Origin of the sequence: Actinomadura latina NBRC 106108, from assembly GCF_001552195.1 — a bacterium.
Lineage (GTDB): Bacteria > Actinomycetota > Actinomycetes > Streptosporangiales > Streptosporangiaceae > Spirillospora > Spirillospora latina.
The window spans coordinates 107,277-122,298 of the sequence record NZ_BCQS01000019.1 but is presented as its reverse complement, the minus strand read 5'-3'; the positions used below and the strand labels follow the sequence as shown (position 1 = coordinate 122,298).

The 15,022-nt window shown below is 73.1% G+C and carries 6 protein-coding genes; 5 read left to right on the top strand and 1 reads right to left on the bottom strand.

What is annotated here, in order from left to right; translation table 11 throughout:
* Window positions 1-238: 238 nt before the first annotated feature.
* Complete coding sequence (locus AL2_RS24420) at window positions 239-5,707, bottom strand: ATP-binding protein (RefSeq protein WP_067637314.1); 5,469 nt, start codon at window positions 5,705-5,707, stop codon at window positions 239-241.
* A gap of 255 nt (window positions 5,708-5,962) precedes the next feature.
* On the opposite strand from AL2_RS24420, the gene AL2_RS24415 reads away from it, so the two are divergent.
* The 5 genes from AL2_RS24415 (at window position 5,963) to AL2_RS24395 (ending at window position 14,937) form a co-directional block, all read left to right on the top strand.
* Window positions 5,963-8,776 (top strand): helix-turn-helix transcriptional regulator, encoded by a 2,814-nt coding sequence (locus AL2_RS24415; protein WP_067637312.1) that lies wholly within the window; start codon window positions 5,963-5,965, stop codon window positions 8,774-8,776.
* Window positions 8,777-8,906: 130 nt separating this feature from the next.
* On the top strand, window positions 8,907-11,354 hold the full coding sequence (locus tag AL2_RS24410; RefSeq protein ID WP_067637308.1) for a M4 family metallopeptidase: 2,448 nt from the start codon (window positions 8,907-8,909) through the stop codon (window positions 11,352-11,354).
* Window positions 11,355-11,413: 59 nt separating this feature from the next.
* Window positions 11,414-13,258, top strand: coding sequence for a M1 family metallopeptidase (locus AL2_RS24405; protein ID WP_067637306.1), 1,845 nt, complete (start codon window positions 11,414-11,416; stop codon window positions 13,256-13,258).
* 172 nt (window positions 13,259-13,430) lie between these two features.
* On the top strand, window positions 13,431-13,964 hold the full coding sequence (locus AL2_RS24400) for a DUF488 domain-containing protein (protein WP_210748087.1): 534 nt from the start codon (window positions 13,431-13,433) through the stop codon (window positions 13,962-13,964).
* Window positions 13,965-14,181: 217 nt separating this feature from the next.
* A complete protein-coding gene (locus AL2_RS24395) occupies window positions 14,182-14,937 on the top strand; it encodes an SDR family oxidoreductase (RefSeq protein ID WP_067637301.1) in 756 nt (251 codons plus the stop codon).
* Window positions 14,938-15,022 lie beyond the last annotated feature (85 nt).

The following is a 15,022-nucleotide window of genomic DNA, read 5'->3' as shown; positions in this document are numbered from 1 at the left end:
CTTAATAGTGCAGAATGCCGTTCGAAATCGTCATATTTCCACCTTTGGCCACAAGAGGAAACAGGAAACCCCGGCGGGAGGGGCGCGTGTCACCGGCATGGTGTGCGCTTTATCCCGTGGTGTCGGGTTCGTTGTGCCGGGGGTAATGGCCTCTGGCGGTCTGTGGCCGATATCGGCTACGGGCAGAAGCGGAACGGCGGCCGTGCCCTACCGGTACCTCGGTGGGGCACGGCCGCCGTCAGGGCAGGCGGGACTCGATGGCCTCGATGATGCGCGGGCGGAGCCCGGCGGCGGGGATCACCGCGTCGACGGAGCCGACCTCGACCGCGCGGCGGATGTCGTGCACGCCGTCGAACTCCGTGGCGACCTCGCCGAGCTTCTCCGCGCGCACCGACGAGCGGAGCTCGTCCAGCTCGGCGAGCAGCGCGGCACGGTCGGGGCCGGTGGACGCCGCGACGCGGTCCTCCAGGCCGCGGACGCGCGGGTCGGCGGCGGTGCGGGCGTCGACGTCGCGGGCGAACACCGCCGCGGCGGCTGGCGCGCCGCCGAGCACCGAGGCGAACGAGCCCTCCAGCGCGAGGACGGTCATGTTCGGGTTCAGCGCCTTGGAGAACACCACGAAGGCGCCGCCGTGGTACCGCGAGATCACGCAGAACACGATGGGGCCGCGGAAGTTCACGATGGCGCGGCCGATCTCGGCGCCGTACTCCAGCTGAAGCTTCCGCAGCGACTCGGGGGAGCCGTCGAAGCCCGACAGGTTCGCCAGCACCACCAGCGGCCGGTTGCCGCTGGCCGCGTTGATCGCTCGCGCGGCCTTCTTGGACGACTGCGGGAACAGCGTCCCGGCGGTGTAGGCGTCGGGGCCGTCGGTGGGCGGGAAGCCGCGCCGCGGCACCGAGCGGGACTCGATGCCGAGCAGGCACACCGGCATGCCGCCGAGGTGGACGTCCTGCACGACGGCGGTCTCCGCGTCGGCCATGCCCGCCCAGCGCTCCAGCACCGGGTGGTCCTGGTCGGACAGCGCCCGCATCACGGTCCGGATGTCGAACGGCTTCTTGCGGTCCGGGTTGGTCGCGGCGGAGAAGATCTCGCCGACGGTGGTGAAGTCGCTGCCCTCCACGGTGTGCGGGAAGTCGGACACGTCGCGGTCGACGGGGTCGGACGTCGGCGCGCGGCGCGGCGCGTCCTCGCCGGGCGCGACGTACGCGTGGTCGTAGTGCGCCATGAGGACGTCCCGCGCGGCGACCAGGTTCGGCGCCCAGTACTGCGCCTGCCCGTTCGGGCCCATCACCCGGTCGTGGCCGCCGATGCCGAAGTTGTCCTCGGCCGACACGCCGCCGGAGAAGTCGAGCGCCTGCTTGCCGGTGAGCACCATCGCCGAGTCCGGCGTCATCACGAGGACGCCCTTGGTGTGCATGAGCATCGTCGCCTCGGCGTTCCAGTACGGCTGCGCGCCGACGTTGATGCCGGAGACCACGATGTTGATCTCGCCGCCGTCCTGGGTGAACTCGACGATCCGCTTGAGCGCCGCCGCCACCCAGTCCATGTTCTCCGTGCCCGACTCCATGGAGATCCGGGCGCCGGAGGACAGCGCGTACCACTCCAGCGGCACCCGCATCCGCTCGGCGAGGTCCAGCGCGGCGATGACGCGGCGGCACTCCGGCTCCGACAGCGCGCCGAGCGACTTCGTCGGGTCGCCGAGCAGGAGGACCCGGGTGACGCCCTGCGGGTGCCGCCGGGTCGGCGTGGTGACGACGCCCGCGACGATCGCCGCCGTGTTGCGCCCCTTCGGCCGGTCGACCGGCACCAGCGCGTGGCTCTCGTCGAGGTCGTGCTCGGCGAAGCTGCCGAGCACCTCGGTCAGCTCGTACGGGTACACCGTGTTGCGGCTGCTCGCGCGCAGCACCTTCTGCCGGTAGCCGTCGACCGGCTCGACCGGCTCCGCGGACGGCTCGCCGACGGTCAGCGTGGTGCCGCCGGTGGCGTCGAAGGAGATGCGCACGGCGACCTTGGCCAGCTCGCCGGTCTCCCGGTCGCGGCGCCGCGCGATGAACTCGATCTCCTCCAGCCCGGCGCCCGCGGCCGTCGGCAGCATGCGCTCGACGAGCATCTCCAGCTCCGCGCGGGTGAGGTCGCTCGGCGGCCAGACGTAGATCACGATCCGGTTGGTGGGGAGCCGCTTCTTCGACGGCCGCCGCTCCTGCGCCCGGCGGATCGAGTCCAGGCAGGTGGCGATGGTGAACTCGGCGGTCGGCAGGGTGCGCAGGTTGCCGTCGTGGTCGCGCAGCTCGGTCAGGTCGCGGACCTGCGCGAACGCGACGAGCCGGTCGTCGGACGGGTTCTCCCGCGCCACGCACTGGTAGAGGTAGACCTCCTCGTCCGACGACGGCAGCCGGGTGAGGTCGAACTTCCGCAGCCGCTCCATCTGCATCCGCTGCGCGATGTACGGGTGCAGGCCGCGGATCAGCCGCTCCTCGGCCATCCCGGCGGCGGACGGGCGGAACGTGAAGTGGTGGTGCATCACCGCGCCGCTGCTGCCCGCGACGGTGGCGGTCACCCTGCGGACCTGCTCCGGCAGCGGGTGCGCGGCGATGACGTCGTGCAGCGCCGCGGCCATCGCGTCGAAGTCCTCGGGCTGGTTCTCCCAGGAGAGGTAGATGTCGGCGTCGATGGCGTCCTTGCCGGCCGCGAGGTCCGCGAGGCCGTCCAGCGCGCCGCCCAGCGCGTCGAAGCTCACCGCGGCGGACGCCAGGCATGAGCCGGCGCGCTCGGCGACGACGAACGCGCAGCCCCCGACCTCGCTGGTGCGGACGCCCGTCAGCCCCTTGTTGCCGTAGTACCGGCGGGTCAGCACCTCCAGCATGACCGCGTTGTCCCAGTTGCCGCGGAAGAGCCGCTGGCCGAGCAGCCGCACCAGCGGCTCGGTGCTGCGCACCATCTCGGCGATGCGGGCGGCGCGGTCCGGCGCGTCCGGGTGCGCGTCGAGGTGGCGCAGGTGCCGGCGGACGTCGGCGTAGACGCGGGCGCGGTTGCGGCGCAGCAGCGGCTGGGCGTACCAGGCGAACACCACGCCGCACGCGAGGTCGTAGACCACCGGGAAGCGGACCTGCGTCGCGGCGATCAGCCGCTCCAGCGCGAGCCCGGCGGGCTCGCGCAGCGCCTCGGCCGGCGGCGGCTCCCGCAGCCACGCCCGCAGCAGCGTCGTGACGACCGCGGCGTCCGAGGACGCGCGCTGCTGGGCGAGGAAGATCCGGAACACCGCGGCTTCCAGCTCGGGGGAGCGGTCCAGGTCGGTGACGCCGTAGTGCGCGAGCGCCGTGCCGAGCTTGGCCTGGAAGCCCTCCGGCAGCCCGGCCCGCTCGACGTCCAGGCTCTGCAGGTAGGTGTGGAAGTGCTCGCGGGCGCTGTGCACGTGCCCGTCCGCGCCGTCGCCGCTATCTCCCGTGCCCGCCGGGCGGTTGCGGCTCAGCTCGGCGAGGTCGGTGAACAGCTCGATGAGCGCGAGCTCCGCGGCCAGCGGCCGGTGGCCGTCGGCGGCGGCGGCCCGGCGCGCGGAGAGGTAGTCGTCGAGCACCCGGCGCTCGTCGTGCGGGTCGACGTCGAAGCCGAGCAGCAGGCTGCGCAGGTCCTCCTGGCCGCGCGCGGCGCGGCGGCGCGCCGGCGCCGTCCCGTTCGCGGCGGGCAGGTCCAGTGCGACCGCCGGGCCGGACGAGGCGTCCTCGGCCTCGTCGCCGGCGAGCGGCTCCAGCCGCAGCAGCGGCGCGCCGGTCTCCACCTGGCTGCCCACGGACACGACGCATTCCTTGAGCCGCGCCTTGAACGGCGCCCGCAGCACCGTCTCCATCTTCATGCTCTCCAGCACCAGCACCGGCGCGCCCGCCTCGACCTCGGCGCCGGCCTCCAGCGGCGTGGCGACGACCAGCGCGGGCGCGGGGGAGCGGACGACGCCGCCCTCGTCCCGGCTGACCCGGTGCGTGACGCCGTCCACCTCGACCAGGTGGACCGGCCCGTGCGTGCCGGTGAGCAGCCGGTACCGGGTGCCGTTGACGGTGATCTGCCCGCTGTGCCGGTCGAAGCGGTCGACCTCGACGTCGGCGGTGCGCACGTCCTCGCCCGACTCGATGCCGACGCGGAACCGGTGCGCGCCGATCCGCGCGACCCGCACCCGGTAGCCGGCGCCGCGCAGCTTGAGGTCCAGCGGCCGGCCGCTCTCGTGCCGCACCTGCGGGCGCCCGCCGGACGCCGTGGCGAGCAGCCGCTGCCGGGCGGCGCGCTCGCCCTCCTCGTACGCCTCGATGGCGGCGGCGGCCAGCGCGACCGCGGAGTGCCGGTGGGAGACGAGCCCGCCCTCGGCGCGGACGCGGTCGATCCAGCCGGTGTCGGCGGTCGCGCCGATCACCTCGGGCCGGTCGAGCAGATCGAGCACGAAGCTCTTGTTCGTCGCGCCGCCCTCGATGATGACCGTGGTCTGCGCCATCGCCCGGCGCAGCCGGCCGAGCGCCTCGTCCCGGTCCCGGCCGTAGGCGATGATCTTGGCGATCATCGAGTCGAAGTCGGCGGGGATGGTGTCGCCCTCGCGGACGCCGGTGTCCACCCGGACGCCCGGCCCGGCGGGCAGGTCCAGCCGGGCGATGCGGCCCGGGGCGGGCGCGAAGTCGCGGTCGGGGTCTTCGGCGTTCAGCCGCGCCTCGATGGCGTGCCCGCGCTCCGCCGGCGGCGCGCCCTCCAGCCGGCCGCCCGCCGCCACGTGCAGCTGCGCCCTCACCAGGTCGAACCCGGTGGTCGACTCGGTGATCGGGTGCTCGACCTGCAGCCGGGTATTGACCTCCAGGAACGCGAACAGCTCGTCGCCGGGGTGGTAGAGGAACTCGACCGTCGCCGCGCCGCGGTAGCCGACCGCGACGGCGAGCCGCTCGGCCGACGCCTTCAGCTCGGCGGCCTGTTCGGCGCTCAGCACCGGCGACGCCGACTCCTCGATGATCTTCTGGTTGCGGCGCTGCACCGAGCAGTCGCGGACGCCGAGCGCCCACGCCGTCCCCTGCCCGTCCGCGATGACCTGGACCTCGACGTGCCGGGCGCCGGTGACCAGGCGCTCCAGGAACACGACGCCGCTGCCGAAGGCGCGCGCGGCCTCCTGGCTGGTGCGCTCGTAGGCGTCCGCGAGCTCGGCCCCGTCGGTGACCACGCGGATGCCGCGCCCGCCGCCGCCCGCGGTCGCCTTCAGCATCAGCGGGTAGCCGATCTCGTCCGCCGCCGCCAGCGCCGCGTCCAGCGTCGCGACCGCGCCGCGGCTCCACGGCGCGACCGGCACGCCGACCTCCTCGGCGATCAGCTTCGCGCCGATCTTGTCGCCGAGCTTGCGCATGGCGTCCGCGCTCGGCCCGACGAAGGTGACGCCGGTCTTCTCGCACAGCTCGGCGAACGCCGGGTCCTCGGCGACGAAGCCCCAGCCGACCCACGCCGCGTCCGCGCCGGTCTCGACCAGCGCGCGCTCCAGCACCGCCAGGTCGAGGTACGGGCGTGCCGAGGCGGGACCGAGGTCGTAGGAGAGGTCGGCCTCGCGGACGAAGGTGGCGGTGCGGTCGACGTCGGTGTACAGCGCGACCGTCTCGATCCTTGCCCCGGTCTCCGCGGCAAGCCCCCGGACGGCGTGGATGAGCCGCATGGCGGCCTCACCGCGGTTGACGATGGCGACACGACTGAACACCCGACCGAGCCCTCCTGTAGACCACTGCGCGCGCCGCGACGGCGCCCCAGACGTTGCCACCTTTCCGCCTACCGGCCCGTAGCGCCATGTCGCAGACATCGCACGCTGAGCGCCTTCAGTTGTGGGAAACCTGCAAAACCGCGCCCGGCCGCGCCCGGCCCGCCGTGCTCCTCCCCCGGGATCTTGACGGCGGTGGCGGAGAGGTTTACCGTCCGCGGCGGGGTCATCGCCGCGCCGGGCGTTCGGAGGCCGCACATGACGTATGGGGTCCAGCCGGCCGGAAAGAACGCGATGGGCCGCGCGAACGTGCTGGGCGAGGTGCGCGGCCACCTCGCCGGGGGCGGCGGCGTCCTGCTGTCCGGCCCCGTCGGGATCGGCAAGTCCACCCTGCTGTCCGTGCTGGCGGACGAGCACGCCGCCGCCGGCTACCGCGTCTTCGCCTGCTGCCCGGCCGAGACCGAGCACCACCTGCCGTTCCTCGGCCTCATCGACCTGATCTCGCAGGCCGTCGGCGAGGTCGCGGGCCGCCTCCCCGGGCCGGAGCGGAACGCGCTGCGGTCCGCGCTGCTGCAGCACGACGTCCCGACCGGGGAGCGGGACGTGCTGAACCTCCGGCTGGGCGTCCTGCACGCCTTCCGGATGCTGTGCGCCGACCGGCCCGGACTGGTGCTGGTCGACGACGCCCAGTGGCTGGACCGTCCGTCCGGGGAGCTGCTGGCCTTCGTGGCGCGGCGCGCGGCCGGGCTGGCGCCGCGGCTCCGGATCGTCGCCTCCGCCCGGCCGGAGCCCGCCGATCCCGCCGGGCCCGCGGCGGGCGAGGGCGGCGGCCGGTGGCGGGACGCGGCCGGGCTGTGCCCGCGGCCGGCGCTGACGGTCCGGGTGCCGCCCATGTCGGTGACCGAGCTGGCGATCCTGCTCGGCCACCGGTTCGGCCGGACCTGGCCGCGGTCGCGGCTCACGCGGATCCACGAGGTCAGCGGCGGGAACCCGTTCTTCGCCGTGGAACTGGCCCGCAGCGTCCTGGAGCATCCGGAGACCGACGAGCCGCCCATCCCGCAGAGCCTCTCGGTGCTGATCCGCGAACGCGTGGCGGCGCTGTCCCCCGGCACCCGCGAGACGCTCGTCATGGCCAGCGCGGCGAGCCGGCCGTCGGTCGACCTGCTGCGCCGGACGGGCCGCGCCGACCTCGCGGAGGCCGAGCGGCAGGGCATCGTGGACGTGGACGCCGGCGGGACGATCCGCTTCACCCATCCGCTGCTGTCGGCGGTCATCTACGCGGAGGCCGAGACCACCGAGCGGAAGGCGGTGCACCGGGCGCTGTCCCAGGCGGTGCGCGACCCGGTGGAACGTGCCCTGCACCTGGCCCGGCTGACGTCGGGCCGGGACCGGCGGATCGCCGAGACGCTGGCGGAGGCCGCGGCCGTGGCGCGCCGCCGCGGCGGCCTGTCCACCGCCGCCCAGCTCGGCGAGCTGGCCGCCGACCACACCCCCGAGGCGGCCGGGGACGCCGCGGTCGGCCGGCGGCTGCGCGCCGCCGAGGACGCCGTGGCGGCGGGCGACTACCCGCTGGCCAGGCGGCTCGCCCGGCGCGTCCTGGAGATGACGGCGCGGCCCGGCGACCGGGTCCGCGCCTGGATCGTCGTCCTGGACTCGTCCGGCCAGGCCCTCGCGGAGGTGGAGGAGGTCTTCCCGAAGGCGATGGAGGACGCGCGCGGCGACCCGTCGCTGCTCGCGCCGCTGCACTACCGGCTGAGCTGGCGGGCGTGGATGGTGCGGGGCTCCGCGAAGGCCGCGCACGTGCACGCCCGCCGGTCCGCCGAGCTGGCCGCCCTGGCGGGGGACCGCAGGACCGAGCTGTTCGCGCTGGCCAAGCAGGCGAACATCGAGCTGTTCCTCGGGCATCCGGACGCCGAGCGGACGCTCCGCAAGGCCTTGGCGGAGCCGCAGGAACCGCACGTGATGTGGCATCACAACGGCCCCGTCTACCTCAAGCACCGGCACCATCTGATGCACGACCGGGTGAACGAGGCGCGCGCCGAGCTGCGGGCCCTGATCTACAGCGTCCGCCAGCGCGGCGTGGTCGAGAGCCTGTGCATGTGCCTGTACTGCATGACCCAGGTGGAGATCTACCAGGGCCGCTGCCGGCAGGCGCTCGGCGTGGCCCGGCAGAGCCTGGAGCTGGCCGAGGACTCGGGGCTGAGCCAGGGGCCGTCCTGGTACGCGCTGGCGCTGGCGGAGGCGGCCGGCGGCGACCTCGGCCGGGCGCTGTCGGCGGCGGAGCAGGCCGTCCAGCACAGCGCGGACGACGGCGACCAGCTGTTCCTGCCGCGCGCGCTGCACGCGGAGGGCCTCGTCCGGCTGCAGCTCGGCGACGCGGGGGCGGCGGTGCGGGTGCTGGGGCAGGTCCAGGCGATGGAGGCCGGGCAGGGGCTCGGCGATCCGTCGCTGCGGCGCTGGCACGCCGACCTCGCCGACGCCCTCGTCGCCGTCGGACGTCCCGGGGAGGCCGCCGCCCTCGTCGCCGAGACCAGGGCGCGGGCCGCCAGGCTGGGACGGCGCGGCGTCCTCGCCGTCCTGGAGCGCTCCGCCGCGCTCGCCCGCGCGGCCGAAGGCGATCTCGATTCGGCGCACGACGGGCTGGTCCGCGCGGCGGAACTGCTCCAGGCCCTCCCGTACCGGCTGGAGGAGGGCCGGGCCTGGCTGGAACTGGGCGCGCTGCGCGGCCGGCGGGACGATCCGCGGCGCGGCCGCGCCGACCTGCTGCGTGCGCGGGCCATCTTCGCGAAGGCCGAGGCGCGGCCCTGGCTGGCCCGGACCCGGGCCGAACTGCAGGGGCTCGACGACGCCGGGCCGGTCCCCCCGGCGGCCGGCGACGACCCGCTCGGCGTGCTCACCGACATCGAGCGCAGGGTCGCCGCGCTGGTCGCCGAGGGCGCCACCAACCGGGAGATCGCGGCCCGGCTGTTCCTCAGCACCAAGACGGTCGAGGCCGCGCTCACCCGGACGTTCCGCAAGCTCGGCGTCCGCTCCCGGGTGGACGTCGCCCGGCTCGCCGTCTCCGGCCGCTGAGGCGCGCATAGGGATATCCCTATGCATTCTTCGTCAGGCTATGTAAATCGCCCCGGTCTCCGCACACTCGCGCTTGTCACCCCCGTCACCACGGGCTCCCTCCTTCAGTGGTGAAAGGACATCCATCCCCATGTCCCAACGGATCCTCGCGATCGCCACGTCAGCGGCGGCACTCGTCGCGCTGACCGGCGTCGTCCTCGCCCAGGAGGCCGCGGCCACCCCGCAGGCCCCACCCCGTCCCCGCCAGCCCGCCGGGCCCTCCGCCTTCACGGACGCGCCCTTCACACTCGACCCGTCCCCGTCCGTCCGCAAGCGCGCCATCGGCAGGGCGCAGAAGGCCATCGCCGCGCACCCGGGCCGCGCGCACCGCGTCAGCGGGCAGCGGTTCAAGGTCAGGTCGGTCGCCGTCGACCGCGACGGCTCGGCCGACGTCCGCTTCGACCGCACCTACCGCGGGCTCCCCGTCTACGGCGGCGACCTCGTCGTCCACCTCAAGGCGAACGGCTCCTACAGCGCGCTGGAGACCGCGTCCGACACCGCCGGCGCGATCCGGACGACGCCCTCCGTGGGCGCCTCGGCCGCCGCCCGGCTCGCCCGGAAGCAGCTCAAGGGCAAGGTCTCGTCCGTCTCGAAGCCCAAGCTGGCGATCAAGATGGAGGGGCGGTCGGCCACGCTCGTCTGGCAGACCGTCGTGTCCGGCGTCCGCGCCGACCAGACGCCCAGCAGGCTGCACGTGATGGTGGACGCGCGGAAGGGCCGCGTCGTCCAGAGCGACGACGCGGTCTCCACGTTCGTGCCGTCCGGCGTCCGGTCGGCGCCGGCCGCCGCCACCCGGACCGCCCTGACCCAGGGCAGCGGGCACGGCATCTACGTCGGCACCGTCAACCTGGACCTGACGCAGTCCGGCAGCACCTGGTCGATGAAGGACCCGTCGCACGGCAACGGGTTCACCACCAACCTGAACCACGCCACGTCCGGGACCGGCACCACGTTCAGCAACTCCACCGGCGTGTTCGGCAACGGCAGCAACTCCGACCCGTCGTCGGCCGGCGTGGACGCGCACTACGGCGCCGCCATGACGTTCGACTACTTCAAGAACGTCCACGACCGGAACGGCATCTTCGGCGACGGCCGGGGCGTCCCGTCCCGCACCCACTACGGCAACGCCTACGTCAACGCCTTCTGGGACGGCTCCCAGATGACCTACGGCGACGGCGAGGGCAACGCCAGGCCGCTGGTCGAGATCGACGTCGCCGGGCATGAGATGAGCCACGGCGTGAGCGGCGCGCTCGTCGGCTGGGGCGAGAACGGCGAGACCGGCGGGATGAACGAGGGCACCAGCGACATCTTCGGGACGATGGTGGAGTTCTACGCCGGCAATCCCGTCGACACGCCCGACTACACGATGGGCGAGCTCATCGACATCTTCGGCAACGGAGACCCGCTGCGGTACATGTACAACCCGTCGCTGGACGGCCAGTCGCCCAACTGCTGGGACAGCGGCAACGGCGGCCTCGACCCGCACTACTCGATGGGCCCGCTGAACCACTGGTTCTTCCTGACCGCCGTCGGCAGCGGCGACCACGGATACGGCAACAGCCCGACCTGCAACAACTCCACCGTCACCGGGATCGGGAACGACAAGGCCGCCAAGATCTGGTTCAAGGCCCTCGCGTCCTACGCCAACAGCAACGAGGACTACGCCGACGCGCGCACGGACTCGCTGAAGGCGGCGGCCGACCTGTACGGCACGCACTGCACCGAGTACAACACCGTGATGGCCGCCTGGGCGGCGGTCGACGTCACCGGCTCCGACCCGGTGCCGGGCACGTGCCCCGGCCAGGGCGGCAGCCCGCGCGTCACCAACCCCGGGAACCAGACCAGCACGGTCGGCACGGCGGTGAACCTCGCCGTCCAGGCCAGCGACCCCAACGGCCAGACCCTGTCCTACAGCGCGACCGGGCTGCCGGCCGGGCTGTCGATCGGCGCGTCCAGCGGCGTGATCTCCGGGACCCCGACCACGGCGGGCTCCAGCACCGTCACGGTCACCGCGAAGAACACGTCCGGCCTCACCGGCACCGCGACCTTCACCTGGACGGTCAACCCGCCCGGCGGAGGCTGCTCCTCGCCGGGGAACAAGGTGTCCAACGGCGGGTTCGAGAGCGGGACGTCGCCGTGGACCACCACGTCCGGCGTGGTGTCGTCCAACAGCGACGGTGAGAGCGCCCACTCCGGGACGCACTACGCCTGGTTCGACGGCTACGGCAGTTCCCACACCGACTCGGCCACGCAGTCGGTGACGATCCCGTCCGGCTGTAACGCGACGCTGACCTTCTACGTGCACATCGACACGCAGGAGACCACCGGCGTCACCGCCTACGACAACTTCACCGTGAAGATCGGCGGCAGCACCGTCGCGGCCTTCTCCAACCTCGACGCCAACTCCGGGTACGTCCAGAAGAGCATCGACGCCTCCGCCTACGCGGGCCGGACCGTCACGCTCTCGTTCTCCGGCACGGAGGACTCCGCCCTCTACACGAGCTTCGTCTTGGACGACGTGGCCGTGAACGCCACCTGACGGACACGCCCCTGCCGCCGGCCCTCGCGAGGGCCGGCGGCAGCCGTGGGGAGAACGAGATGACCAAGAGACTCATGGCCGCCGCCACGGCCGTCCTGGCCGCCGCGGCGGGACTGACCGCGGCCGCGGCGCCCGCTCATGCGGCCGACTGCACGACCGCCCAGCTGATCTCGAACGGCGGCTTCGAGGACGGCACCTCGCCGTGGACCACCACGTCCGGTGTGGTGTCGTCCAGCGGCAGCGGCGAGAGCGCCCACACCGGAACCCACTTCGCCTGGTTCGACGGCTACGGCAGTTCCCACACCGACTCGGCGACGCAGTCGGTGACCCTTCCCGCCGGCTGCAAGGCGACCCTGTCCTTCTACCTGCACATCGACACGGACGAGAACACGAGCACCACCGCCTACGACACGTTCACCGCCAAGGTCGGCGGCGACACCGTCGCGAGCTTCTCCAACCTCGACGCCGGCTCCGGCTACGTGAAGAAGAGCTTCGACGCCTCCGCCTACGCGGGCAAGACCGTCACGCTGTCCTTCTCCGGTACGGAGGACTCCGGCCTCCAGACCAGCTTCGTGCTGGACGACGCGGCCCTCGACATCTCGGGCACGACCACTCCGCCGCCACCGCCGCCCCCGCCGGGCGACGGCAACCGGACGCCCGGCTCACAGAAGTACACGGTGAACCTCACCAGCGACTCCTCCGGCGGCAACTGGCAGGGCCACGAGTCGGTCGGTTTCACCAACACCTCGTCGGCCCCGCTCTCGGAGGTCTACCTGCGGCTGTGGGACAACGCCCACGGCAACTGCCCGTCCAGCACACCGATCACGGTCGGCAACGTCACCGGCGGCACCGCCTCCGGCCTGTCCGTCGGCTGCACGGCCATGAAGGTGACGCTGCCGGGCCCGCTGAACCAGGGGGAGAGCGCGACGATCGCGTTCGACCTGGGCATCGTGGTGCCGTCCGGAGCCGACCGCTTCGGCCACGACGGGCCGTACAACTTCCTCGGCAACGCGCTGCCCGTCCTGACCGTCCACGACGGCGACGGCTGGCACCTGGACCCCTACACCAACAACGGCGAGTCGTTCTACCAGCTCGCGAGCGACTACAAGGTCACCCTCGACCATCCGGACTCGCTGGAGGTCCCCTCGACCGGCACCGCCGTCGACACCCCCGGCTCGTCCGGCCGGACGATCACCACGGCGACGGCCGCGAACGTCCGCGAGTTCGCCTGGGGCGCCGGCCCCTTCTCCAAGATCTCCGGCACCTCGCCGAAGGGCGTCAAGGTCAACATGTACTGGGTGGACGGCATCGGCTCGTCCAGCGCGCAGCAGATGCTGACGCTCGCCGAGTCCGCGATCGACGCCCACTCCGGCCGCTTCGGCGACTACCCCTACGGGGAGGTCGACGCCATTCTGGACAACAATTTCTGGTTCGGCGGAATGGAGTACCCGGGATTCATCCTGGACCTGGTCAGCAACGTGGCGCTCCCGCATGAACTCGCCCACCAATGGTGGTACGGGATCGTCGGCGACGACGAGTACGGCCATCCCTGGCTGGACGAGGCGTTCGCCGACTACGCCACCGACCTGTACCGCGGCGTCGACGGAACGGGCTGCTGGAACAACGTCTCCTGGGCGTCCTCGGCGGAAAAGATCAGCAACCCGATGGCCTACTGGGACCAGCATTCCTCCAGGTATTCCACGGTCGTGTACGGCTACGGCAAATGCGCCCTCCACGACCTGCGGCGCCTGATCGGCGACTCGGCGATGAACGGCCTGCTCAAGACCTACGCCAAGGACCACTGGTACGGCATCTCCACCACATCCGAATTCAAGGAGGCCGCCCAAGCGGCCACGTCGATCGATCTGACCGCCTTCTGGGCACAACACCGCATCGACGGTTAGGTCTGCGCCCCGCAGGAAGGGTGCGGGGCCATGACCGCCACCGCGGCCGGCCACGCCGTTCGCACCCGGGCCACCGGTGAGCATGACCGGTGGCCCGGCCCGCACGCCATCGGTCGGGTGCTGACCGTGGGCCGGCCGCTCAGCCGTCCGGGCGGTGTCCGATGCTTGGACCGTGGATGACGGTCGGCCGCTGTTGACGTTCGGGCACGGCACCGCGGGCCGCGGGGAGCTGGTGCCGCTGCTGCACGGCGCCGGAGTGCGGGCCGTGGTGGACGTGCGCACCGCGCCCGGCAGCCGGCGCAACCCGGACGTGCACCGCGACGCCCTGCGGGAATGGCTGCCGGCCGAGGGCATCGGCTACCGGTGGGAGAAGCGGCTCGGCGGTTTCCGGAGGGCCCGGCCGGACTCGCCCGACACTTTCTGGCGCAACGACTCCTTCCGCGGATACGCGGGCCATACCCGCACTCCCGAATTCCTGGACGCCATGGACGACCTGCTGCGCGAGGCCGCCCAGACCCGCACGGCCGTGATGTGCAGTGAGTCGGTGTGGTGGCGCTGCCATCGCCGGATCATCGCCGACTTCGCCGTGCTGGCCCGCGGCCGTCCCGTCCTGCACCTCGCCCACGACGGCCGCCTCACCGAGCATCCGCCCACGTCCGGAGCACGCTTGCGCGACGACGGACTGCTCGTCTATGACGGAGAGTGACGTTACGGCGACACTGGGCAGCCTGGGCGGAAGCCCAGGGATGTGGCCAGTGATCCACCCTGGTGCGTCCGTGGGCTAGGGCGGTGACAGTTGGGCCATGGCGCCCGGAGGTTCGGCGCGCTGTCACAGGGCGGACGGCCGTCCTGTCCTTGCCGGCAGCCGGCGGCTCTGGCAGCCGGCGGGGAAGGACGCCCCCGCGAACAGGAGGGATCTCGGCATGAAGATCGTGGTAATCGGCGGTACCGGCCTGATCGGGTCGAAGGTCGTGGCGCAGCTGGGCGAGCACGGCCACGAGGCGGTGGCGGCGTCGCCGAACACCGGCGTGAACACCCTGACCGGGGAGGGCCTCGCGGACGTCCTGGCCGGGGCGTCGGTGGTGGTCGACGTGGCGAACTCGCCGTCGTTCGAGGACGCCGCGGTCCTGGAGTTCTTCGAGACCTCGACCGGCAACCTGCTCGGCGCGGAGGCGGCGGCGGGCGTCGGCCACCACGTCGGGCTGTCGATCGTGGGGACCGGCCGGCCGCCGGAGCGCGGCTACTTCCGCGCGAAGCTCGCCCAGGAGAACCTGATCCAGAAGTCGTCGATCCCGTACTCGATCGTGCACGCCACGCAGTTCTTCGAGTTCACCAGGGCCATCGCCGACGAGGCCACCGAGGGGGACACCGTCCGGATGGCGCCGGTGCTGTACCAGCCGATGGCCGGCGACGACGTCGCCCGGCAGGTCGCGGCCGCCGCGATGGGCTCGCCGCTGGACGGCCCGGTCGAGACCGCCGGACCCGAGCGGTTCCGGATGGACGAGTTCTTCCGGGACGCCCTGGCCTTCTGGGACGACCCGCGCGAAGTGGTCACCGATGCGCACGCGCACTACTTCGGCGCCGAGGTCGAGGAGCACAGCCTGGTCCCGATCGGCGACGCCGTCCTCGGCACGACCCGGTACAGCGAGTGGCCGGGCCGCGTCCCGGCGGCGAAGTAGCGGATCCACGTCCGGGCGGCGGCGCGCCGCCGCCCGGACCCGCCGCGCCGGGCGGGCCGCCGCGGACGTGGCCGCCCGTCATCCG